Source organism: Escherichia sp. SCLE84, from assembly GCF_012584495.1.
Lineage (GTDB): Bacteria > Pseudomonadota > Gammaproteobacteria > Enterobacterales > Enterobacteriaceae > ECMA0423.
This window is the reverse complement of the sequence record NZ_CP051430.1, coordinates 2715237-2738155: the sequence shown is the minus strand read 5'-3', so window position 1 is coordinate 2738155 and position 22919 is coordinate 2715237. Positions and strand designations below refer to the sequence as shown.

General features: G+C 49.0%; 21 protein-coding genes, 1 tRNA gene and 1 pseudogene. 8 read left to right on the top strand and 15 right to left on the bottom strand.

Annotation, left to right across the window (positions count from 1 at the left end; genetic code table 11):
- Positions 1-125: 125 nt before the first annotated feature.
- The 11 genes and pseudogenes from dtpC to aspA all read right to left on the bottom strand — a co-directional run bounded on the left by dtpC (position 126) and on the right by aspA (position 13500).
- On the bottom strand, positions 126-1583 hold the full coding sequence (gene dtpC, locus HGD79_RS13385) for a dipeptide/tripeptide permease DtpC (protein ID WP_000856841.1): 1458 nt from the start codon (positions 1581-1583) through the stop codon (positions 126-128).
- Between the two features lie 58 nt (positions 1584-1641).
- Complete coding sequence (cadA, locus tag HGD79_RS13380; protein ID WP_001295383.1) at positions 1642-3789, bottom strand: lysine decarboxylase CadA; 2148 nt, start codon at positions 3787-3789, stop codon at positions 1642-1644.
- A gap of 79 nt (positions 3790-3868) precedes the next feature.
- Positions 3869-5203 (bottom strand): cadaverine/lysine antiporter, encoded by a 1335-nt coding sequence (cadB, locus tag HGD79_RS13375; protein WP_000092909.1) that lies wholly within the window; start codon positions 5201-5203, stop codon positions 3869-3871.
- Positions 5204-5568: 365 nt separating this feature from the next.
- A complete protein-coding gene (cadC, locus tag HGD79_RS13370) occupies positions 5569-7107 on the bottom strand; it encodes a lysine decarboxylation/transport transcriptional activator CadC (protein ID WP_001187177.1) in 1539 nt (512 codons plus the stop codon).
- 259 nt (positions 7108-7366) lie between these two features.
- Positions 7367-7481: pseudogene (locus HGD79_RS26980) on the bottom strand (integrase); the annotation flags it as partial.
- 242 nt (positions 7482-7723) lie between these two features.
- A tRNA-Phe gene (locus tag HGD79_RS13365) sits at positions 7724-7799 on the bottom strand.
- 106 nt (positions 7800-7905) lie between these two features.
- Complete coding sequence (locus HGD79_RS13360; RefSeq protein WP_001188520.1) at positions 7906-8481, bottom strand: transcriptional regulator; 576 nt, start codon at positions 8479-8481, stop codon at positions 7906-7908.
- A 36-nt stretch (positions 8482-8517) separates the two neighbouring features.
- Positions 8518-10215, bottom strand: coding sequence for a protein-disulfide reductase DsbD (gene dsbD / locus HGD79_RS13355; RefSeq protein WP_000068978.1), 1698 nt, complete (start codon positions 10213-10215; stop codon positions 8518-8520).
- Positions 10191-10529 carry a divalent cation tolerance protein CutA gene (gene cutA / locus HGD79_RS13350; protein ID WP_000883400.1) on the bottom strand — a complete coding sequence of 113 codons (339 nt, stop codon included), beginning with the start codon at positions 10527-10529 and terminating at the stop codon, positions 10191-10193. The genes dsbD and cutA overlap by 25 nt, the downstream gene beginning before the upstream one ends.
- A 115-nt stretch (positions 10530-10644) precedes the next feature.
- The gene (gene dcuA / locus HGD79_RS13345; protein ID WP_000961959.1) at positions 10645-11946 is read right to left on the bottom strand and encodes an anaerobic C4-dicarboxylate transporter DcuA; all 1302 of its coding nucleotides are present in this window, start codon (positions 11944-11946) and stop codon (positions 10645-10647) included.
- 117 nt (positions 11947-12063) lie between these two features.
- A complete protein-coding gene (aspA, locus tag HGD79_RS13340; protein ID WP_000069437.1) occupies positions 12064-13500 on the bottom strand; it encodes an aspartate ammonia-lyase in 1437 nt (478 codons plus the stop codon).
- A 336-nt stretch (positions 13501-13836) separates the two neighbouring features.
- Here aspA and HGD79_RS13335 point away from each other — a divergent pair, with 336 nt between their 5' ends.
- Complete coding sequence (locus HGD79_RS13335; RefSeq protein ID WP_001267448.1) at positions 13837-14313, top strand: FxsA family protein; 477 nt, start codon at positions 13837-13839, stop codon at positions 14311-14313.
- A gap of 15 nt (positions 14314-14328) precedes the next feature.
- Here the strand turns inward: HGD79_RS13335 and yjeH are convergent, their stop codons facing one another.
- The gene (yjeH, locus tag HGD79_RS13330; RefSeq protein WP_000015837.1) at positions 14329-15585 is read right to left on the bottom strand and encodes an L-methionine/branched-chain amino acid transporter; all 1257 of its coding nucleotides are present in this window, start codon (positions 15583-15585) and stop codon (positions 14329-14331) included.
- 275 nt (positions 15586-15860) lie between these two features.
- On the opposite strand from yjeH, the gene HGD79_RS13325 reads away from it, so the two are divergent.
- The 3 genes from HGD79_RS13325 (at position 15861) to HGD79_RS13315 (ending at position 18335) form a co-directional block, all read left to right on the top strand.
- On the top strand, positions 15861-16154 hold the full coding sequence (locus HGD79_RS13325; protein ID WP_001026276.1) for a co-chaperone GroES: 294 nt from the start codon (positions 15861-15863) through the stop codon (positions 16152-16154).
- 43 nt (positions 16155-16197) lie between these two features.
- The gene (gene groL, locus HGD79_RS13320; RefSeq protein WP_000729117.1) at positions 16198-17844 is read left to right on the top strand and encodes a chaperonin GroEL; all 1647 of its coding nucleotides are present in this window, start codon (positions 16198-16200) and stop codon (positions 17842-17844) included.
- Between the two features lie 137 nt (positions 17845-17981).
- Complete coding sequence (locus HGD79_RS13315; protein ID WP_000558209.1) at positions 17982-18335, top strand: DUF4156 domain-containing protein; 354 nt, start codon at positions 17982-17984, stop codon at positions 18333-18335.
- Between the two features lie 202 nt (positions 18336-18537).
- On the opposite strand, the gene HGD79_RS13310 is transcribed toward HGD79_RS13315, so the two are convergent.
- The gene (locus HGD79_RS13310) at positions 18538-19407 is read right to left on the bottom strand and encodes a YjeJ family protein (protein WP_001008073.1); all 870 of its coding nucleotides are present in this window, start codon (positions 19405-19407) and stop codon (positions 18538-18540) included.
- Between the two features lie 389 nt (positions 19408-19796).
- Positions 19797-20825, bottom strand: a complete 1029-nt coding sequence (gene epmB / locus HGD79_RS13305; RefSeq protein ID WP_000940530.1) for an EF-P beta-lysylation protein EpmB — start codon at positions 20823-20825, stop codon at positions 19797-19799.
- A gap of 41 nt (positions 20826-20866) precedes the next feature.
- On the opposite strand from epmB, the gene efp reads away from it, so the two are divergent.
- From efp to sugE, 4 genes are all read left to right on the top strand, one after another.
- Complete coding sequence (gene efp / locus HGD79_RS13300; RefSeq protein ID WP_000257278.1) at positions 20867-21433, top strand: elongation factor P; 567 nt, start codon at positions 20867-20869, stop codon at positions 21431-21433.
- Between the two features lie 51 nt (positions 21434-21484).
- Positions 21485-21610: a lipoprotein antitoxin entericidin A gene (ecnA, locus tag HGD79_RS13295; RefSeq protein ID WP_000977757.1), complete on the top strand. Its 126-nt coding sequence runs from the start codon at positions 21485-21487 to the stop codon at positions 21608-21610.
- Between the two features lie 110 nt (positions 21611-21720).
- Positions 21721-21867: a lipoprotein toxin entericidin B gene (gene ecnB, locus HGD79_RS13290; protein WP_000239596.1), complete on the top strand. Its 147-nt coding sequence runs from the start codon at positions 21721-21723 to the stop codon at positions 21865-21867.
- Between the two features lie 181 nt (positions 21868-22048).
- Positions 22049-22366: a quaternary ammonium compound efflux SMR transporter SugE gene (sugE, locus tag HGD79_RS13285; protein ID WP_000118482.1), complete on the top strand. Its 318-nt coding sequence runs from the start codon at positions 22049-22051 to the stop codon at positions 22364-22366.
- On the opposite strand, the gene blc is transcribed toward sugE, so the two are convergent.
- Positions 22363-22896 carry a lipocalin Blc gene (blc, locus tag HGD79_RS13280; RefSeq protein WP_001238378.1) on the bottom strand — a complete coding sequence of 178 codons (534 nt, stop codon included), beginning with the start codon at positions 22894-22896 and terminating at the stop codon, positions 22363-22365. The two genes, sugE and blc, sit on opposite strands and share 4 nt — an antisense overlap.
- Positions 22897-22919: the final 23 nt, after the last annotated feature.

The window sequence follows — 22919 nt, the reverse complement described above, 5'->3', positions numbered from 1 at the left end:
GCTTACCTCAAGTTGATATCACTAATAAATAACCATCAAAATGGTTTAAATGACTTATTAATCTAGATTTGCTAGTGTTATAAACTGAAAGTTAATTTATTCATAACCAATTGTTTTTACGACAGTTAATCGTTGCTCTCCTGTATCATATTCGTCGGCGTGCTAAACAGAAAACGGGTAGCAAAGGCCAATACGACGATGATCGCGACACAAGCCAACGTCCACTCTCCCATCTGAGAAAAGAATCGCTGGTAAGCTGCAATTGCCATACCGCTAATTTGCGACTCTGTCGTCTGCTGTGCCACGACGCCTGCCAGCCAGTTGGCGACCGCGCCTGTTGCCAGCATATAAATACCGGTTAATACGCCAGACATTTTCAGACGCGTGATTTGCGCAATCGCCACCGGGTCAATAAAGAGTTCGGCAAAGCCCATTAGCGCCAACCCGGATATCATCACGCCCATTGACGCTTGACCGTCAGCCGCTGCATGTCGGGCATCAAATGCCAACAACATAAAGCCACAAGCCATCAGCAGTAAGCCAAAGGCAAACTTCAGCCAGACGCGCAATGTTGAGTTGCCGCGGCTTTCTGGCGACGCCAGCCAGGCCAGTACAACCCCAGCGAGCATCACCGCAATTGCATTCACCGACTGGAATAGTGCTGTAGGTACTTCAATATTGAATGCCTGACGATTCACAAAGCGATCGATAAACAAGCTGATGGTACTGCCGCCCTGTTGTGCCAGTACCCAGAACAATGTCCCGACAAACATCAACAATACAATTTGCCAAAGAGCACGGCGGTGTTCGGGGAATTTGACCATCATGCGGGCAATGATTTGTGCGGCAATGAGGCAAACGATCGCCAGCAAATATCCGGACCAGTCGTTCTCCAGCAGCAGGGTAAAAAATACTGGGGCTAAACAGAGCATCACCACTAACCAGCTCCATACCGGTAAGGCAAATTTGACGCTAGTGAGCGCTTTTTTATCCATACTACGCGTGGACTGGAAATGACGATGCCCGCTTAAGAAAATCAACAAACCGATAAACATGCCGCCACCCGCAAGGGCAAAGCCAACATGCCATCCATACCACTGAGCAGCCAGGCCGCAGGCGATTGGGGCGGCGATAGAACCGATATTGCCTGCAGCATACAGCAGCGAAAAACCGCCATCACGTCGATGATCGTTCTCGTCGTAAAGCTCGCCAAGCAAACAGCTGATGTTTGATTTGAATAAACCGTAGCCACAAATAATGATTGCCAGCGCCAGATACAGGCTAAAGGTTGAATTTGTATCAATGCCCAGCACCACATGGCCAAGGGTCATTAACAGCGCGCCGGCAATCACTGCAGTGCGGTTGCCGAGCAGGCGGTCGGCAAGCCAGCCGCCGAGAATAGGGGTAACGTAAACCAGAGAAGCATATGCGCTGAACAGGCTGATGGCATGGTTATCATCAAAACCAAGCTGATGGGTGAGATAGAGAATGAGTAAGGCACGCATGCCGTAAAAACTGAAGTACTCCCAGATTTGGATCGCCACGATATAGTATATCGCGCGCGGCTGTGAGGGTGTTTTCATGTGTTCTCCTTATGAGCAAAAAAGGGAAGTGGCAAGCCACTTCCCTTGTACGAGCTAATTATTTTTTGCTTTCTTCTTTCAATACCTTAACGGTATAGCGGCCATCAGCCTGACGGTATGCACCGTGAATATCGGTTTCAAAGCCCGGATAGTGAGCGCCGATTTCACACAGCATCTGCAGGAACTCCAGAACCGGACGGCTTTCTTCGGTGATCATTTCACCCGGCATTACCAGAGGAACTCCCGGCGGATATGGAAGGATCATATTGGCGTTAATACGACCTACCATTTCGTCGAGGTAAACTTCTTCGGTCATACCGTGCAGCTCTTTCTGGAACGCAGCATACGGAGTCATTACCATCGTCGGCAGCACTTCAAATGCGCGATACATCAGATCCGGCAGATTGTGGTGAACAATCAGTTTGTGGATATTCTGAGCCAGTTCCTGAATACGCATGTTTTCATAGAATTCAGGATCTTCACGATACAGAGACGGCAGCATGTTTTTCACACGCAGGTTCAGGTCGAACGCACGTTTGAAGTCAGTCAGAGCACGCAGCAGGCTCAGTGCTTTGGTCTTATCGATACCGATGCTGAACAGGAACAGCAGGTTATACGGACCGGTTTTCTCAACAACGATGCCATGTTCGTCGAGGTATTTCGCCACGATGCTGGCCGGAATACCAAAGTCGCTCATGGTGCCGTCTTTTTCCATCCCCGGAGTCAGCAGGGTGACTTTGATCGGGTCAAGATACATGTGCTCGTTATCGATGTTTTTGAAGCCGTGCCAGGTGCTGTCAGAACGCAGCGGCCAGCATTCAGTCGTATCGATATGATCCGGCTGCCATACATCAAAGAACCAGCCATCAGATTCCGTTCTCAGACGTTTGATCTCTTTACGGAATTTGATCGCACGTTCAATGGAACCGTTGATCAGACGTTTACCTGCATTGCCTTTCATCATCGCCGCAGCGGTTTCAGTGGACGCCACGATACCGTAGTGCGGAGAAGTGGTGGTGTGCATCATGTAGGCTTCGTTAAAGGTTTCTTCGTTTACGTCACCTTTAACGTGGATCATGGAAGCCTGAGAGAACGCCGCCAGCAGTTTGTGAGTGGACTGGGTTTCGTAAATCACTTTCCCTTCTACACGGCCACCGCTCATACCGCATTTACCTTCGTAAATCGGTGAGAAGTTGGTGTAAGGCACCCACGCGGAGTCAAAGTGGATGGATTTCACATCCAGTGTTTTCTTGATGAAGTCGGTGTTGTACAGCAGACCATCATAGGTAGAGTTGGTAATTACAGCATGTACCGGCCAGGTTGCGTTTGGTGTTTCTTTCACGCGCTTAGCAATGGTAGCGTGCTGGAATTCACTCTGTGGGATACCACCAAGAATACCGTAAGCGTTACGGGTCGGGCGGAAATAGATTGGCGTAACATCGCTCATCATCATCAGGTGGGTCAGCGATTTGTGGCAGTTACGGTCAATCAGAATGGTGCTGCCTGCCGGAGCAGAGTACATGCCAACAATTTTGTTCGCAGTGGAAGTACCGTTGGTCACCATGTAGCTGCGGTCTGCGTTAAAGACGCGAGCGATATACTGTTCTGCTTCTTTGTGTGGACCACTGTGATCCAGCAGAGAACCCAGTTCAGATACTGAAATGGAAATATCAGATTTCATGGTATTCGGACCAAAGAAATCATAGAACAGGCTACCTACCGGGCTTTTCTGGAATGCAGTACCGCCCATGTGACCAGGAGTACAGAAAGTATATTTACCTTCACGAACATATTTAAACAGTGCTTTAGTCAGCGGAGGCAGAATAGTGTTGATATATTCGTCAGTGGTCTGCTTGATCTTATTAGCAATATCTTCAGCAGCACCCAGCGCATATTCAAAGAAGCTAATCTGTAAACGCAGGTCATTCAGGCTTACATCGAGAGTGGAATACGTATTAGCGAACGCGTACAACGGCAGGTTCTCGTTCATTTTGCTAATTTCTTCGCACAGCTCGAGATTATATTTATCCCAGTCAAAAATAACGCCGCACAGACGCGCATTGTTTTCGATCAGTTTTAATAAGTCGTCACGGTCGTTCGGGTAAACAATCTGGAAGTTCAGACGTTCAAGCGCGCGATGAAGTTCACGGATGGGTTCTTCTTTAAAATAAACCCCCATGTGATTCAATATTGCAATAACGTTCATAGTCATATCTCCAGGTAAAAAAGGCCCCTCCCAACACATGGGACAAAATGAAAGGAGGAGCCTCGGAAAATACTTTTAATTAATGTGCGTTAGACGCGGTGTGGTTATCCATTGAGTGGCTCTGGCGCTCGTGCATTTTGCGAGCGTAGAACATCAGGATAATCAGGCTGACGATGAAGGTACCTGCCAGCTCGAAGGAGCTTGCGCCCATCAGCGCGATGAAGCAGAACACGCAACCCAGTACAGAGCAGATCAGGCTGACAAAGTTGCGGATGTTAACGCCTTCAAAACGAATCAGGTCAACGCAAGAGTAGAAGTACGGCAGCATAGTCAGCAGTACTGCGATACCGGTCAGTTCACCGAACAGGTCAGATGCTTTACCACCGGCAGAGTTCATCAGAGTGATGAGGATCATCAGGGCAGTCATTTTCACTGCAGCCAGCAGCAGACCTTTTTTCGGAATACCGTTGCTGTCGACTTCACCATAAACTTTCGGGAAGTTACCGTCGTTAGCGGCACGTACACCTGCCTGGCCTACCAACATCATCCAGGAGCCCAGAGAAGTCAGGCACGCAAAGGCGGTGAATGCAGAAACCAGCGGCGCAGCCCAGTTACCGAGGATAGTTGAAGCACTGATTGCAAACGGAGCACCGGAAGCCGCCATTACAGAAGACGGATACATACCGGAAAGCACCTGAGTCGCAGCGATATAAACAATACCTGCTAAACCAGTACCCAGCATGGTTGCCAGCGGAACGGTACGTTTCGGGTTTTTAACCATACCAGTACTTACTGCTGCGGATTCAACACCCACGAAGGCCCACAGGCAGAGCAGAATACTTTTAATGATCGCATGACCATCAGTGGTATCCGCAGTATTCCAGTTAGCTGCATAAGTTGCCGCATCAAACCAATGCCAGCCAACAATAGCAGTCATCACCACAGGAATAAGAACCAGCACCAGACCAATAGTGGTTAAACGGCTTACCCAGGTACCGCCGAGCATATTTACAAAGGTAAATACCCAGACGATAGCAATACAGGCGATACCCGCCGGAACAGGATCATTTAATACTGGGAAGAAGGTGGAAAGATAAGATACAGCGGTAATACCAATCGCCAGGTTACCAATCCAGTTAGCATGGTAATAAAGAACACCTGTCTGAAAACCAAATGCAGGGGAAATTTCTCCGGCATAAGCAATTGGGCCACCTTGTTGCGGGTTTTTTGTTGCCAGTCGGGCATATACATACGCCAGCGACATTGCACCAATAATAGAGATAATCCAACCCCAGATAGCAATACCACCGATACTTGCTAGGTTCGCAGGTAATAATGCAATACCGCTCCCCATCATATTACCGGCAACAACACCGGTACAGGCAAATAGCCCGATCTTCTTGGCAGAACTCATGCTCTTCTCCTAATTTCATTTTTGAATTTGGAGTCCGGGTCATGATGTATAACTATTTCCTGACCAGACCAAACTGGCGCTAAGAATACTCACGAAAAAAGGATTAATCCTAAAGATTAGGTGAAATAACACAAAAGTTTCTGTAAGTGAGAACTTGAGGTTTTTTATTAACACATCAGGATCGCAAGTTGATATCATGAAAAGATAAACATTCAATGTTTACAATAGATTGCGTGACGTCTTCTGGTTAAATTTATGTAATAAAAATTATGCGGCAAATAAATTGCCGCAACATATTATACCAACAGGAACATACAAAAACTCAACAACAAATATTCCCGAGCATGAATCAACCCGGGGGTTACTTATTCTGAAGCGAGAAATTTGTCGAGATAAGGTACAACATAAGGAACAGAAGTCTGGAATATACCATTTTCAATCCAGTAAAGGGTGTTTGCCCCTGGGCGTAAATTAAAGGCGGTGAGATATGCATCAGCCGCTTCCCGGTTCATCCCCTTCATTTCATAAACCTTGCCAAGCAATACATAATTTAGCCAGGACATTTCAAGATCAATGCCAGTATTTATCGCCTGGTAAGACTCATCTGTTTTACCTTTTACCAGAGCACTGACCGCTTTTATTTGATATATAATGGACAGGTTATTCAATTCCGGTAGTGTAACAATGTTATCTATTTCTGTGTTCAGTGCTGCTAATTGTTTTTCATCTAAAGGATGTTGAGAATGGCGCACGATATCAACTAATGCTTTTTCTGCTCTCGCGTAGGTAAATTCTGGGGATGATTGAACAATCTCACCTAATAATTCACTGGCACGGTTCAATGATTTATCATCGCCATGCAGTAAATAATCATGTGCCTGATAAAAATTAGTTAATAACGCACCACGATGAGGCAAAATTTGCTGGAGCGTCTCCTGCATTCGTTGTGGCCACGGTTGGTTTAACGCTTTTGATAAACTCTCCAGTAAATCATTTTGAATCGCCAGCTGATTACCGTTAGTGATGACATAACGTTTATCCAGCATGGTTGAACCATCTGCATTGTCTACCAATTTTATCGACATAAAGCATTGTTGAGCACGGTATTGGCGCTGATTAACAAACGCAATAGATAATGTTTTACCGGAACTGCTCGGTTCATCAATGTTGTAGTTGATTTTGTCATGCACCATAAAGGTGGAGAAGGTGTTAAGTGATGTCGCCACCAAATCACCCACTCCTATCGCGTAAGAGAGCTGATACGGGGAACTCCAGCTATTACAACTTTTATTTACCATATTAATGTCAATATCGCGTGGATTGAGCAAAATACGCGATTTGCTCATCGGAAGACGTGTATCAAGACTTGAAAACGCTACCAGTGCTACACAGATACCTAAGGACAACAGGAAAAAAAACCATACCCAAAAGGTAGTGAATCGTTTGCTTTTAACTGGGGATTGTTCAGGTGGCGTTGCGGTGTTTTGAATGTTAAGACTGTGGGAGGGAGAATCTGTGGCAGGAACCGCCTCTGGTATAGGGGGAGGCGAAGATAGCATTATTTCCTCTCCCTCTTCTTCGCTGTACCAGATAACCGGCACCATTAATTTATAGCCGCGCTTTGGTACAGTAGCGATATAGACAGGACTATCTTCATCATTATCTTTTAATGACTTACGTAGTTCTGAGATACTCTGCGTCACAACATGATTGGTGACAATACTTCTCTTCCAGACATTATCGATAAGTTCATCCCTGCTAAGTACTTCGCCACTGTGTTGAGCAAAGAAAACCAGAAGGTCGATTAATCTCGGCTCAAGGGTAAGTTGACGCCCATTGCGGCTAATTTGGTTTATGGACGGAGTAACAAGCCATTCGCCAACGCGAACTACAGGTTGTTGCATAATAGAAACTCATTCGAAAAGGGAATGATGCAATGATAATTGCCACAACCTATTTTTACCATCTATAGATGGGTTTATTTACATATTATTGGTGAATGCAAGACGTTATTTTTACCAGCCATAAACTTCTTGATTACATGGTATTAAGAAAGGATTTTACTGAGAACCAGAAGTAATATTCCTTACCATCAAAATTCATCATCTTTGCCAAAGAAAAATGTTCAGAAAATAATCCATGGAAAATTGTCCGGAGCGCTTACTATTTTAATGGATTGTTAGTCTTTGCATGAGCAAGCGGACTGATACATTTCTCTTTGTTCTCATTCAGAAAATCTCATCAGTCGGCGTTCAGACCGGTGTTGTGCTTTATGGATGCGTTACGCTCCTGATGACGTCATTTGACGTTCAACAACATCACGGGGCCGCACGACATTTCACGTCAGTTAGTGCTATCGCTCAGGAACAAATTTTCCCGAATTGGGATATGCCCGCAAATTGCTGGTGATGTGGGGAGAATCTGGTTGAGTTCGGGAGAATTGATTTGGAGGCAGAACGCTTAAATCGTGGCGTCCTGAAACGAAAAACGGACCTCCGTGGAGGTCCGTTTATATGAATTTGGTGCCCGGACTCGGAATCGAACCAAGGACACGGGGATTTTCAATCCCCTGCTCTACCGACTGAGCTATCCGGGCAACGGGGCGCATTAAACCGTAATCTGTACATCTCGTCAACCTAATTTCAGTAAAAGCGATTCAACTGCTTAAGATTGCGGCAAATCGCTTCTTTTCTGTGTTTCTGTCAGGTCAATGCACCACCCTGGCGGCAGCGGGCGAAGCGCAGGATATCTTCCGCCAGCCGATGTGCAGTGTCGACATCCGCCTGGCTACGATTCACCAGCATTCGGCTTAAACAGCCTTCCAGCACCAGTTCCATCTGCTTTGCTACCATCGCCGGATCGTCAACTTCCAGTGTGGTTAACAGTTCGTGGGTGAAATCGTAGGCCGCGCTTTTTTGCTGATCGGCCAGTTGATGAATAGGGTGGCCAGGATCGGGATAAAACGTACAGGCAGCGATAAATAGACAGCCCGGATAGCGGTTGTTTTTAACGCACTCCGATAACGCCTGATAACGTGCCAGCAGCTTTTGTTCGGCGGTTTGCGTTTCGTCCAGCATCAGCTGACGACGCCAGACATCTATCTGTTGGCTAAGATAACGCAGCGCATCGTAGAGGATTGCCTCTTTGTCTGGCCAGAAGCGGCGTAGCTCGTCCAGTGGATAATCCACACGTTCAGCAACCATCTCCAGCGTGGTGTTGGCAATCCCTTGTAATTCTAATAATTTCAGGGCTTCTCCCAGTACATCTTCACGTTGCACGCTATTTTCCTCCGTCTTTCCCACTGCAAGTGTCGTTCACGGTTGGCGATCGCGCAAATGTGCGCTGAAGGTTTCAGCATCCATAAAGCCCGTGACGCGTGCTTGTGGATGCTCCTGGCCTTGTCCGTCAAAAAAGAGAATTGTCGGTAGGCCAAGGACATTAAGATGCTTTAACAGCGCCACATCTTGTGCGTCGTTGGCCGTGACGTTGGCCTGAAGTAAGACCGTGTCTGCTAACGCTTTTTGCACCTGCGGGTCGCTGAAGGTGTATTTCTCAAACTCTTTACAGGCGACGCACCAGTCGGCATAAAGATCTAACATCACCGGTTTGCCTTTGGCTTCAACGAGCGCCTGATTTAACTCATCTACCGTTTTGATTTGTGTAAAGTTGAGATGCGTCTGAGTTTGCGCGGTATGCGTCGCACCAAATGCCCAATCCTGAAGTGGGCGCACGCTAACCAATGCCGCTGCAAGCAGGATTATTTGCACCACGCGCATCCAGCCGCGTTTGGCCTGTAGGCTGGTGATAAAGGCCCAGCCAAAGAATGCGACACCCAGCGCCGACCACAAGCGTAATCCCCATACATCACCAATCACTCGCTCCAGCAGGAAGACCGGCAGTGCGAGGATCACAAAACCAAACGCGGTTTTGACTTGTTCCATCCACGGGCCGCTTTTCGGCAGCAAGCGGTTACCAAAGACGGTAATTAGCATCAGCGGCAGGCCCATGCCCAACGCATAGAGATAAAGCGTGCCGCCGCCCAGCCACATGTTCCCGCTTTGGGCGATATACAGCAGAATCGCGCTAAGCGGTGCGGTGGTGCATGGTGAACAGATCAGTCCGGCAATCGCCCCCATAACAAACACACCGCCAGGTGAGCCGCCCTGTTGGCGATTGCTCATCAACGTGAGACGTGTTTGCAGCGAAGAGGGGAGTTGTAGAGTAAACAAGCCAAACATTGACATCGCCAGCAAGGTAAAGACGATGGCGAGGCCAATGAGCACGTATGGGTGCTGTAGCGCCGCCTGGAACTGTAACCCTGCGGCGGCAACTACCAGACCCAGCGCCGTGTAAGTCAGTGCCATCCCCTGCACATAAATAAAGGTCAGCAACAATGCTCTGGCAGTGGAGAGCCGCTGTTTACCACCTAGCACGATGCCAGAAATCAGTGGGTACATTGGCAGCACGCATGGCGTAAAGGCGATACCAATACCGATCAACAACGCCCAGAGCGCGGAAAAGGGCAATTGCGCGGTGTGCTGCTCTTGCTGCGAAACAGACACAGGCTGTGACGCTGCGTTGTTGGCGACCACTTCGCTTAACGGAACGGTTTTGGTTTCTGGCGGATAACAGAAACCGGCATCAGCACAGCCCTGGTAGGTGACAGTTAACGTCGCTCCCGCACTCGCCTGGTTGATGGTTACGGGAAGCGTCAGCCGATCGCGGTAAATCTCGCTTTTGCCGTAAAACTCATCTTCATGCCAGACGCCTTGTGGCAGCTGCACGTCGGCAATTTTCGCGTGTTCCGGCGTAATGCGGATCTGTTTACGGTAGAGGTAGTAACCGTCTTTGATCTGCCAGGTCAGATTAAGGTCATGTTGGTTTTGCTGAAAATCAAAAGTAAAGGCTTGATCCGCGGGGACAAATTGTGAACGTCCCGGCGCGTCGAATAATCCGGCAAAAACGGAAGTGCTGCAAAGTAGCAGGATCAGCGTAAAGATGCGTTGAGCCATGAGAGGTAATCTGTGTCTCCGTGTGTAACAGGTAAAACCAGAAGTTCCGGGGTTTGATATGGATGATGAGACTTCAGGCATTCCAGCAGTGCCTGCTGGTGAGATACGGTAGTTTTTAAAATCATCTGCACTTCGTATTCTTGCTCCAGCTTACCTTCCCAGTAATAGAGAGAGGTAGCGCCGGGGATCAAGGTCGCGCAGGCCGCCAGTTTTTCCGCCAGCACTTTGGCGGCTAAATCCTGGGCTGTCGCTTCATCCGGTGCGGTACATAGCACCACGACAGACGCGGTATTCGAACTTTTTTCATCAAGCATAAACACCTCGCAAGAACAGATGGAACCGCAAGAGAGAGGTCACTATACAACGGACGGGGGAAGGATGTTAGTCGGCGGGAAAGAAAGCGGGGCGTGAACGCCCCGCGATTGGTCATTACAGCATGAAGCTACCCAGCACGAAGCCGAAGCAAACGGCCAGGGCAACACCCAGAGTACCCGGGATGAAGAACGGATGGTTGAAGACGAATTTACCGATACGGGTTGTACCCGTGTCATCCATCTGTACCGCAGCAACCAGCGTCGGGTAGGTCGGCAGAATGAACAGACCAGACACCGCAGCGAAAGAAGCAACAGCGGTCAGCGGTGAAACGTTCAGTGCCAGGGCCATCGGCATCAGTGCTTTTGCGGTTGCAGCCTGAGAGTACAGCAGAGCAGAAGCAAAGAAGAAGATGACGGCCAGCAGCCACGGATGACCCTGAATCACTTCACCAGCGGTATCTTTGATCCAGTCGATGTTGTTGGAAACGAAAGTATCGCCCAGCCACGCAACACCCAGGATACAAATACAGGCGCTCATACCTGCTTTGAAGGTGCTGGAGTTGAGGATGTTGTCGGTATCGACTTTACAGATAACGGTGGTCAGAGTTGCAACGCTGAGCATGATGATCAGGATTGCGTTGGTGGTGTTCATCAGCGGTTTTTCAACCAGACCCATGCTTGGGCTGTTGATGATTGCATAGATAACCACGCCAACTACGCCCAGCAGGAACAGCCAGACGGACGTTTTTGCACCGGATTTGATTTCAATCTGCTTTTCACCGCGCAGTTCAACCAGGCCCTCTTCCAGACGCTTGCGATAAATCGGATCGTCAGAGAGTTTGGAGTTGAATAGCATAGTGACCAGAAAGGACATCACCAGAACCGCCAGCAGGGTGGACGGGATGACCACGGAGAGCAGATGGAGGTAGCTGATGCCATGACCTTCCATCACGGAAGACATGTAAACCACTGCCGCTGAGATTGGCGATGCGGTGATCGCAATCTGCGCGGATACCACTGCAGTAGACAGCGGACGGCAAGGTTTGACGCCTTGTTCCTTCGCAACTTCAGCGATAACTGGCAGTGTCGCCAGAGATATGTTGCCAGTACCAGCAAAGATAGTCAGGAAATAGGTCACGATCGGTGCGAGGATCGTGATGTATTTCGGGTTACGGCGCAGCAGCTTTTCTGTCTGATGAACCAGATAGTCCAGACCGCCAGCAACCTGCATGGCAGAAATAGCGGCGATAACCGCCATGATAATGGAAATGACATCGAACGGGATGTTACCGGGTTTAACGCCAATAGCGGCAAGAACCAGCACCCCCAATCCGCCTGCAAAACCAATACCTATTCCCCCCAATCTGGCGCCCAAGAAGATCGCCAGCAAAACTATGATGAGTTCTACAACTAGCATATTAGCCTTCCTTGTTTTTTAACAAGTTGATATTAGGTTGTTATTTTTAAGTTACTGCTCACAAGAAAAAAGGCACGTCATCTGACGTGCCTTCTTTATTTGTACTACCCTGTACGATTACTGTTCGCTTTCATCAGTATAGCGTTTTGCTTTGTAAGCCGGGTGCATCAGATTCTGTACGGAGAAAATATCGTCAAGTTCCGCTTCAGTCAACAGACCGCGTTCCAGAACGACTTCACGTACACTCTTACCGGTTTCGGCACAGATTTTACCCACGATGTCACCGTTGTGGTGACCGATGAACGGGTTCAGGTAAGTAACGATACCGATAGAGTTGTAAACGTAACCTTCGCACACTTCTTTGTTAGCAGTGATGCCGTTAATGCATTTTTCCAGCAGGTTGTAGCAAGCGTTGGTCAGAATGTGAACGGATTCGAACATGGCCTGGCCAATGACCGGCTCCATAACGTTCAACTGCAGCTGACCTGCTTCTGCTGCCATGGTAACAGTGGTGTCGTTACCGATGACTTTGAAGCATACCTGGTTAACCACTTCCGGAACAACCGGGTTTACTTTAGCTGGCATGATGGAAGAGCCCGCCTGCAGTTCCGGCAGGTTGATCTCGTTCAGGCCGGCACGTGGACCAGAAGAGAGCAAGCGCAGGTCGTTACAGATTTTGGACATCTTCACAGCCAGGCGTTTCAGCGCGCCGTGAACCATAACATAAGCGCCGCAGTCAGAGGTCGCTTCGATCAGGTCTTCAGCCGGTACGCATGGGAAGCCAGTGACTTCAGCCAGTTTTTTCACTGCCAGCGGAGAGTACTCTTTCGGCGTGTTCAGACCAGTACCGATTGCTGTTGCGCCAAGGTTAACTTCCAGCAGCAGTTCAGCGGTACGTTGGATATTTTTCACTTCTTCTTTCAGCAGGATGCTGAAAGCGCGGAATTCCTGACCGAGGGTCATCGGTACTGCGTCCTGCAGCTGGGTACGACCCATTTTCAGGATGTCCTGGAATTCGACAGCTTTACGTTCAAAGCCTTCACGCAGTTGGTTAATCGCATCTACCAGCTTAATCAGGGAAGAGTAAACTGCGATACGGAAACCGGTCGGGTAGGCGTCGTTAGTGGACTGACATTTGTTAACATGGTCGTTCGGGTTCAGGTACTGATATTCACCTTTCTGGTGACCCATCAGTTCCAGACCGATATTGGCCAGCACTTCGTTGGTGTTCATGTTTACGGAAGTACCTGCGCCGCCCTGGTAGACGTCTACCGGGAACTGATCCATGCATTTTCCGTTGTTCAGGACTTCATCACATGCGGCAATGATGGCATTCGCTACACTTTTAGGAATGGTTTGCAGCTCTTTGTTTGCCATAGCTGCGGCTTTTTTAACCATTACCATACCGCGAACAAATTCAGGAATATCACTGATTTTGTTGTTGCTGATATAGAAGTTTTCAATCGCTCTCAGAGTGTGAACACCATAGTAGGCATCAGCTGGAACTTCCCTGGTACCCAACAGATCTTCTTCGATACGAATGTTGTTTGACATGTGAACCTTCTTTTTCAAGCTGCCAATGATTTGCTTTAAACACACAGAATATATGTGGTTTCGAATGTTTTTCGACCGACGATTATCCCCTGCATCGACCGAATACCCGAGATCATATGCTGCTTGAGGATTTCTACCGTAATCTGGATCACTTTAAGTGTCGGTTTTTACCCCTTAATTATTAATTTGTGAAATAGATCACCGCTTTGGGATTACTACCAAAAATAGTTGCGCAAACATCTTGAAATTTTGCTAATGACCACAATATAAGCTGAACGCGATTCGCAACCCATTCAGGTAGCCGGGTTTTACCGGCTGCTATTACAGGAGAAACCTTTGCGCTGGTTACCTTTTATTGCCATTTTCCTTTATGTCTATATTGAGATTTCAATCTTTATTCAGGTTGCCCATGTATTGGGGGTATTGCTGACCCTCGTGCTGGTTATATTCACGTCAGTTATCGGGATGTCACTGGTACGTAACCAGGGCTTTAAGAATTTCGTGCTGATGCAGCAAAAAATGGCGGCGGGTGAAAACCCAGCGGCGGAGATGATTAAAAGTGTTTCGCTGATCATTGCCGGTTTGCTGCTTTTATTACCGGGCTTTTTCACCGACTTCCTCGGTCTTCTGCTTTTATTACCGCCGGTGCAAAAGCATCTGACAGTGAAGTTGATGCCGCATTTGCGCTTTTCTCGTATGCCAGGCGGCGGTTTTAGCGCCGGGACCGGTGGCGGTAATACTTTTGATGGTGAGTACCAGCGAAAGGATGATGAGCGCGACCGCCTTGATCATAAAGACGATCGCCAGGATTAATGTCGAAACGCCGGATTATGTGGTTATGCCATTTTCCGGCGTTTTTCGTTTTGGCAGCAACAGCCATAACCCCGCCAGCATGATCAGCGCATAGAGACTTTTCCAGCCGACCATTGCCAGTAACAGAACGCATAACAGCCCGCCAACCACCGCCAGTAGTCGATAACGTCCTTGCAATAATTTACAGCCTGCCAGCATGCATAACAGATAAATCATAATAAAGATGCCATTGGCATAAATAATAAGAGCGTCCAGATTGATCTCTAAAGCATGAATCACCAACGTGCTCACCACACAGCAGCCGAGCACCGCATTGAGGGCATTATTCGGGATATGGCGAGAAGAGAGGCGTGCCAGGTAGTGGTCAGGATTATGTTGCGCCTGCGACCAGACCAGGCGGGCGAAGCTCTGTATATAAATGTTGAGACTGGCAAAGCAGGCCAGATAGCCAATCACGCAGGCAATCCATAACGCTCCTACACCGAACAACTGCACTACAATTTTTGGAAGCGATGCTGCCGCCGCCATTTTTTCACCATAGGCGTCGAAGTGTAAGACGACTACCGTACAGCCCCAGTAGACTAATCCTGCCAGCAGCAGACCAATCATCAATGCGCGAGGAAAATCACGCTCTGGATTTTTAAATTCCGAGGCAAGATGGGCAAATGCTTCCAGACCGACAAAACACCAGAACATCACTGATAACGCAGCAAATAACCCGGTAAGTTCGATATTACCAGGTGCCGGGAAGGGGATATTCGCAGGTTTGATATCGCCCGCCCACCAGATAGCGACAATCAGCGCGACGATAAGTCCGGCAATAACGGTTTGTAGATTAGCACTGGAACTGGCACCGCGAGTACCGATATACCACACCAGCGCCAGCGTACCGAGTTCTGCCAACAACAGTTGCCAGCTATGCCAGCCAAACATTGCCTGGCCGAACCCGGCGGCAATTTGTAGCGCGGCAGGCAAACCCACGGGAATGACCGATAAAAACAACCAGCCGGTGACTCGCTCAAGTCGCGAACCAAACGCCATACCGACGAAGTGCGCGACACCGCCTGCGCTGGGATAGTGGCGACCCAGAATCGCAAACACAATCGCAATCGGGAACACTAAGATAATCAAAACGGGCCACGCCCACAGGCTGTTATTGCCCGCTACCAGCGCAGCTAACGCAGGAACGGCAAACACGCCAGTGCCTAATAATGACGTCGATAGCAGGCCAATGCCTTGGGCCAGCCCCAGTTCTTGTTTGAGTCCACTCATGGGTTGATATCCGATTGCGCCCAAATTTTGGGCAACTGCGTAGATTTTCGATGGTAGCACAATCAGATTCGCTTATGACGGCGATGAAGAAATTGCGATGAAATGTGAGGTGAATCAGGGTTTTCACCCGATTTTGTGCTGATCAGAATTTTTTTTCTTTTTCCCCCTTGAAGGGGCGAAGCCTCATCCCCATTTCTCTGGTCACCAGCCGGGAAACCACGTAAGCTCCGGCGTCACCCATAACAGATACGGACTTTCTCAAAGGAGAGTTATCAATGAATATTCGTCCATTGCATGATCGCGTGATCGTCAAGCGTAAAGAAGTTGAAACTAAATCTGCTGGCGGCATCGTTCTGACCGGCTCTGCAGCGGCTAAATCCACCCGCGGCGAAGTGCTGGCTGTCGGCAATGGCCGTATCCTTGAAAATGGCGAAGTGAAGCCGCTGGATGTGAAAGTTGGCGACATCGTTATTTTCAACGATGGCTACGGTGTGAAATCTGAGAAGATCGACAATGAAGAAGTGTTGATCATGTCCGAAAGCGACATTCTGGCAATTGTTGAAGCGTAATCCTCGCACGACACTGAACATACGAATTTAAGGAATAAAGATAATGGCAGCTAAAGACGTAAAATTCGGTAACGACGCTCGTGTGAAAATGCTGCGCGGCGTAAACGTACTGGCAGATGCAGTGAAAGTTACCCTCGGTCCGAAAGGCCGTAACGTAGTTCTGGATAAATCTTTCGGTGCACCGACCATCACCAAAGATGGTGTTTCCGTTGCTCGTGAAATCGAACTGGAAGACAAGTTCGAAAATATGGGGGCGCAGATGGTGAAAGAAGTTGCCTCTAAAGCGAACGACGCTGCAGGCGACGGTACCACCACTGCAACTGTACTGGCTCAGGCTATCATCACTGAGGGTCTGAAAGCTGTTGCTGCGGGCATGAACCCGATGGACCTGAAACGTGGTATCGACAAAGCCGTTACCGCTGCAGTTGAAGAACTGAAAGCGCTGTCCGTACCGTGCTCTGACTCTAAAGCGATTGCTCAGGTTGGTACCATCTCCGCTAACTCCGACGAAACCGTAGGTAAACTGATCGCTGAAGCGATGGACAAAGTCGGTAAAGAAGGCGTTATCACCGTTGAAGACGGTACCGGTCTGCAGGACGAACTGGACGTGGTTGAAGGTATGCAGTTCGACCGTGGCTACCTGTCTCCTTACTTCATCAACAAGCCGGAAACTGGCGCAGTAGAACTGGAAAGCCCGTTCATCCTGCTGGCTGACAAGAAAATCTCTAACATCCGCGAAATGCTGCCGGTTCTGGAAGCTGTTGCCAAAGCAGGCAAACCGCTGCTGATCATCGCTGAAGATGTTGAAGGCGAAGCGCTGGCAACTCTGGTTGTTAACACCATGCGTGGCATCGTGAAAGTTGCTGCGGTTAAAGCTCCGGGCTTCGGCGATCGTCGTAAAGCTATGCTGCAGGATATCGCAACCCTGACTGGCGGTACCGTAATCTCTGAAGAGATCGGTATGGAGCTGGAAAAAGCAACCCTGGAAGACCTGGGTCAGGCTAAACGTGTTGTGATCAACAAAGACACCACCACTATCATCGATGGCGTGGGTGAAGAAGCTGCAATCCAGGGCCGTGTTGCTCAGATCCGTCAGCAGATTGAAGAAGCAACTTCTGACTACGACCGTGAAAAACTGCAGGAACGCGTAGCGAAACTGGCAGGCGGCGTTGCAGTTATCAAAGTAGGTGCTGCTACCGAAGTTGAAATGAAAGAGAAAAAAGCACGCGTTGAAGACGCCCTGCACGCGACCCGTGCTGCGGTAGAAGAAGGCGTGGTTGCTGGTGGTGGTGTTGCGCTGATCCGCGTAGCGTCTAAACTGGCTGACCTGCGTGGTCAGAACGAAGACCAGAACGTGGGTATCAAAGTTGCACTGCGTGCAATGGAAGCTCCGCTGCGTCAGATCGTCCTGAACTGCGGCGAAGAACCGTCTGTTGTTGCTAACACCGTTAAAGGCGGCGACGGCAACTACGGTTACAACGCAGCAACCGAAGAATACGGCAACATGATCGACATGGGTATCCTGGACCCAACCAAAGTAACCCGTTCTGCTCTGCAGTACGCGGCTTCTGTGGCTGGCCTGATGATCACCACCGAGTGCATGGTTACCGACCTGCCGAAAAATGATGCAGCTGACTTAGGCGCTGCTGGCGGTATGGGCGGCATGGGTGGCATGGGCGGCATGATGTAATTGCCCTGCACCTCGCAGAAATAAACAAACCCCCGGGCAGAAATGTCTGGGGGTTTTTCTTTTGGTCATCTTTCTAGTATAAGATTCAGACACGGACGACGCGAGTGGCGTCCAGCTCATTGATTATGGGGAATAACATGCACGTAAAATACTTAGCAGGGATTGTCGGTGCCGCGCTACTGATGGCGGGTTGTAGCTCCAGCAACGAATTGAGTGCTGCCGGTCAGAGTGTACGCATTGTGGACGAGCAGCCAGGCGCAGAGTGCCAGCTGATTGGTACTGCGACAGGTAAGCAAAGCAACTGGCTTTCCGGGCAACACGGAGAAGAGGGCGGTTCTATGCGCGGCGCAGCAAACGATCTGCGCAACCAGGCGGCTGCAATGGGCGGTAACGTGATTTATGGCATCAGCAGCCCGTCGCAGGGAATGTTGTCCAGTTTTGTCCCGACGGATAGCCAGATTATCGGTCAGGTTTATAAGTGCCCGAACTGATGTGATCCAGAGGCTGGGTGACAAACGTATCATTGCCTGATGCGCTTCGCTTATCAGGCCTACAGCAGGCATTGCAACTGATTGAATGCTTGAGAATTTGTAGGCCGGATAAGGCGTTTACGCCGCATCCGGCATGACCAACGATCACGTTATCAGTCATTTCAGGCTGGATGGCTCCAGCCTCGCATTAGCAAAGATGAGATTATTTCGCCTGTGGTGCAGTTTTGCTGGTGGATTGAACACGTAAGTGATGCAGCGCGCGTAAGCATTGATCCTGGGTTAGCGGTTGGGCGTTATTCGCCGCTACGGTGCGAACATAGACCTGACATGGCACACCCGCGAGTTTTTTCAGTCGTTGGCTGAAATCAAGCATTCGGCGAGTGATCGCCTCTATTTCTTTACCCGGCGTTGCTTCACGCGTTTTCACCACTGCGCCGCTAAATTGTTCTTTGCCACTTTCATCTTTAAAGCGGTAAAGCACCGCCAGATAATGGTCGAACAGGTTATGTTTCCATTCCGGTTGGGAATAGGTGTCATATTCCAGATTGCCATTTTCCTGGCAGTCAACGTCATATAACGGCAGGAAATCTAACAGTGAGGTAATACGTAATGCCAGTTCACGCATTTCCGCATTATTAATTGCATGAATGATTGCTCGCGCCAGCATTTCAATCTGCAACTCATTGACGACTAACTCACATTTGCTACCGTCATGTAGCGTTAATACGAAGGTAAGATTTTCGCCTTGATTATCGGTAAGTTCCAGCGTGTTAACCCGACGATTAATATCGGCATTTTTAAGCTCATCAACCAGAATTTCTGGGATGTTTTCTGCCATTTTCTTAATGACTTTATCGCGAGCTTGCTCATACTGAAGGCGTGCAGCAGCATCCAGTTTATGCTTTTGATGCATACGACTTTCCAGCGCAATCAGCAGGTCGCGCAGTTCCATGACAGACATAAAGAACAACGATTCTTTATTGCGAGGTTCTTTAATTTTCAGCGCCAGTGCAATGAAATTATTACTCTTGCGAATAACACCGGTATTAACACCCTTGATGCTTATGGCCATGTAGGTTCTCCCTAACCATTTCTCAATTAAATAATTAATTTTAATTTATAAGCCAGATAAATGGGCTTGGTAGTAATAGTTGTTAAAATAACATAAATAGCCGTACTCACTCTATATAAACAGAAAAGAAAGGTTAATTATTGGTGTTGGCTATATAAAGAGTAACAACAGCAATGTATATGAATAATTAAAGGTTATGCAACGGGCAAAGATTAAATTTCCCAGTTTAATGACAGGTTGCTGTACTTGCGTTTGTTGCTCTTGCCGGATGCGGCGTAAACGCCTTATCCGGCCTACAGTTCATTGCAAATCCATTCAATTTCAATGCACAATGTAGGCCTGATAAGCGTAGCGCATCAGGCTAATGTTTAACTTCCCTGTTTAATCAGTTACTGCTGGCGTAGCTGGAGATCCAGCGGCGTTTTGCTGGGTTCGCCGCCGATTTCTCGCGCCAGTTTCGGCACCAGATAACCCGACACCAGTGTCAGCAACTCACGCATAATCTGCCGTGCTTCGTCATCACTCACCATAAAATGCGCCGCGCCCTGTACTTTATCGAGCACATGCAGGTAATACGGCATTACGCCGGCATCGAACAACGCATTACTCAGGTTTGCCAGCGTTTGTGCGTTATCGTTCACACCACGTAACAGAACGCTCTGGTTAAGCAGGGTGACACCGACACGGCGCAATTTAGCCATCGCCTGACGGAACGTTTCATCTACCTCATTGGCATGATTGATGTGATTCACCAGCAAGATTTGCAGCGTAGAACGGGCAAAGCGTTCAACCAGCGCCTCGGTGATACGTGCCGGGATCACAATCGGCAGACGGCTGTGAATCCGCAGACGTTTGATATGCGGGATGGCTTCCAGTTGTGTGAGCAACCAGTCCAGCTCGTGATCTTTCGCCATCAGCGGATCGCCGCCGGAGAAAATCATCTCGTCCAGTTCCGGATGCGCAGCAACATACTCAAGAGCAGTCTGCCAGTTACGCTTGTTGCCCTGATTTTCGGCATAGGGGAAGTGGCGACGGAAGCAATAGCGGCAATTTACCGCGCAGCCGCCTTTGACCAGCAAAAGCGCCCGGTTGTGGTATTTATGCAACAAACCAGGCACTACGCTGTGCTGTTCTTCCAGCGGGTCGGTGGAGAATCCGGACGCGACGACAAACTCATCTTGCGAGGTAAGTACCTGACGCAAAAGAGGATCGTCCGGATTGCCTTTCTCCATGCGATCGATAAATGAGCGGGGCACACGCAGGGCAAACAGCTTTTTGGCGCTGCGTCCGGCCAACAGTTTTTCGTCCGCGTCTATATTCAAAAGACGCAGAAGTTCATCAGGATCGGTCACAACATCGGCAAGTTGCGTTAACCAATCTTCTCTGGATGGGGTATTTAGGGTTACAATATGCGCCATTTTGTGGCTTAGCTACCAATTAACAAATTTCAGAGGGCCTTATGGCAACGTACTATAGCAACGATTTTCGTGCTGGTCTTAAAATCATGTTAGACGGCGAACCTTACGCGGTTGAAGCGAGTGAATTCGTAAAACCGGGTAAAGGCCAGGCATTTGCTCGCGTTAAACTGCGTCGTCTGCTGACCGGTACTCGCGTAGAAAAAACCTTCAAATCTACTGATTCCGCTGAAGGCGCTGATGTTGTCGATATGAACCTGACTTACCTGTACAACGACGGTGAGTTCTGGCACTTCATGAACAACGAAACTTTCGAGCAGCTGTCTGCTGATGCAAAAGCAATTGGCGACAACGCTAAATGGCTGCTGGATCAGGCAGAGTGTATCGTAACTCTGTGGAATGGTCAGCCGATCTCCGTTACTCCGCCGAACTTCGTTGAACTGGAAATCGTTGATACCGATCCGGGCCTGAAAGGTGATACCGCAGGTACTGGCGGCAAACCGGCTACCCTGTCTACTGGCGCTGTGGTTAAGGTTCCGCTGTTCGTACAAATCGGCGAAGTCATCAAAGTGGATACCCGCTCTGGTGAATACGTCTCTCGCGTGAAGTAATGCGGTTGTGGTGCGGCCTGCAGGCTGCACCATCACTTATTCAGGTCAGAGATGATGAAACGCCTTATCGTTCTTGTTTTGCTTGCCAGCACGCTGCTCACGGGCTGTAACACCGCTCGCGGTTTCGGCGAAGACATCAAACATCTCGGCAACTCCATCTCTCGCGCTGCCAGCTAATTTTTCTTCTCTTCCGAAAAATCATCAGATTTCCGTCATTTTTGGCGATGTTGTCTATTATTAATTTGCTATAGGCAAACATAAATAACATTACCTAAAAGGAAGACGTTATGGTGAAGAAGACAATTGCAGCGATCTTTTCTGTTCTGGTGCTTTCAACAGTATTAACTGCCTGCAACACCACGCGTGGCGTTGGTGAAGACATTTCTGATGGCGGTAACGCGATTTCTGGCGCAGCAACGAAAGCGCAGCAATAGCAATAAGCAATAACGGTACGACAGGTATGTCGTGCCGTTTGTTTTTTCTGCGATAGTCACTAAGGTAATAGTTGAAATTCCCCTGCCACCTGGCAAAATATCCGTTCAACCATCAGCTTTGCAGGACGACCTGCAAACGCCTCTTTTCACCGGGGACGGCCCCAATTCTCCGGAGCCTGATATGTCCTGGATTATCTTAGTTATTGCTGGTCTGCTGGAAGTGGTATGGGCCGTTGGCCTGAAATATACCCACGGCTTTAGTCGTTTGACGCCGAGTGTTATTACCGTGACGGCGATGATTGTCAGTATGGCGCTACTTGCCTGGGCGATGAAATCGTTACCAGTAGGGACGGCTTATGCCGTGTGGACGGGTATTGGCGCAGTCGGCGCGGCTATCACTGGCATTGTGCTGCTCGGTGAGTCCGCTAACCCGATGCGCCTGGCGAGTCTGGCGTTAATCGTATTGGGGATTATTGGTCTGAAACTCAGCACTCACTAACTACCGGGCTGCTGTACCCAAATAAACTTACTGACATCAAACCCTTCCCGGGTCGCGACTGCCAGCATCTCCTGTTTCACTTCGTCAGAAATGGTTGGCGTGCGGGAGAGTATCCACAGGTAGTCGCGGTCCGGGCCGCAAACCAGCGCATGGCGGTATTCCCGATCGAGTGCAATAACGTTATAACCGCCATAGAAAGGACCAAAGAATGACACTTTCAGCGCAGCGCGAGTTGGTGCGCCGGTAAAGTACGCTTTCCCTTCACTCTGCTGCCACATTCCTCTGTCAGGGTTATAGCCTTTATTAATGACATTCAGGCCGCCGTCATCACGCAGGCTGTATGTTGCGGTGACTTTTTCCAGTCCACGTTCAAAACGGTGATCAAAACGGGCAATCTCATACCAGGTACCGAGATAACGTTTGGCGTCGAAATTATTCACTACTGTTACGCCACGCGGCGGCGTAGGAGAACTGCAGGCAACGACCAGAAATGCAGCTGTCGCTGCGGCAACGAGAGGGAGCAGGCGCATAAATGTTTCCTTACTGGTTTTTT

Bases quoted from the DNA above. Each gene is read 5' to 3' on its own strand.
- aspA (WP_000069437.1), bottom strand. From the start codon at position 13,500: ATGTCAAACAACATTCGTATCGAAGAAGATCTGTTGGGTACCAGGGAA.
- dcuA (WP_000961959.1), bottom strand. From the start codon at position 11,946: ATGCTAGTTGTAGAACTCATCATAGTTTTGCTGGCGATCTTCTTGGGC.
- epmB (WP_000940530.1), bottom strand. From the start codon at position 20,825: ATGGCGCATATTGTAACCCTAAATACCCCATCCAGAGAAGATTGGTTA.
- HGD79_RS13310 (WP_001008073.1), bottom strand. From the start codon at position 19,407: ATGGCCATAAGCATCAAGGGTGTTAATACCGGTGTTATTCGCAAGAGT.
- groL (WP_000729117.1), top strand. From the start codon at position 16,198: ATGGCAGCTAAAGACGTAAAATTCGGTAACGACGCTCGTGTGAAAATG.
- cadA (WP_001295383.1), bottom strand. From the start codon at position 3,789: ATGAACGTTATTGCAATATTGAATCACATGGGGGTTTATTTTAAAGAA.
- cutA (WP_000883400.1), bottom strand. From the start codon at position 10,529: ATGCTTGATGAAAAAAGTTCGAATACCGCGTCTGTCGTGGTGCTATGT.
- sugE (WP_000118482.1), top strand. From the start codon at position 22,049: ATGTCCTGGATTATCTTAGTTATTGCTGGTCTGCTGGAAGTGGTATGG.
- HGD79_RS13315 (WP_000558209.1), top strand. From the start codon at position 17,982: ATGCACGTAAAATACTTAGCAGGGATTGTCGGTGCCGCGCTACTGATG.
- dtpC (WP_000856841.1), bottom strand. From the start codon at position 1,583: ATGAAAACACCCTCACAGCCGCGCGCGATATACTATATCGTGGCGATC.
- dsbD (WP_000068978.1), bottom strand. From the start codon at position 10,215: ATGGCTCAACGCATCTTTACGCTGATCCTGCTACTTTGCAGCACTTCC.
- cadB (WP_000092909.1), bottom strand. From the start codon at position 5,203: ATGAGTTCTGCCAAGAAGATCGGGCTATTTGCCTGTACCGGTGTTGTT.
- yjeH (WP_000015837.1), bottom strand. From the start codon at position 15,585: ATGAGTGGACTCAAACAAGAACTGGGGCTGGCCCAAGGCATTGGCCTG.
- ecnB (WP_000239596.1), top strand. From the start codon at position 21,721: ATGGTGAAGAAGACAATTGCAGCGATCTTTTCTGTTCTGGTGCTTTCA.
- HGD79_RS13325 (WP_001026276.1), top strand. From the start codon at position 15,861: ATGAATATTCGTCCATTGCATGATCGCGTGATCGTCAAGCGTAAAGAA.
- blc (WP_001238378.1), bottom strand. From the start codon at position 22,896: ATGCGCCTGCTCCCTCTCGTTGCCGCAGCGACAGCTGCATTTCTGGTC.
- efp (WP_000257278.1), top strand. From the start codon at position 20,867: ATGGCAACGTACTATAGCAACGATTTTCGTGCTGGTCTTAAAATCATG.
- ecnA (WP_000977757.1), top strand. From the start codon at position 21,485: ATGATGAAACGCCTTATCGTTCTTGTTTTGCTTGCCAGCACGCTGCTC.
- cadC (WP_001187177.1), bottom strand. From the start codon at position 7,107: ATGCAACAACCTGTAGTTCGCGTTGGCGAATGGCTTGTTACTCCGTCC.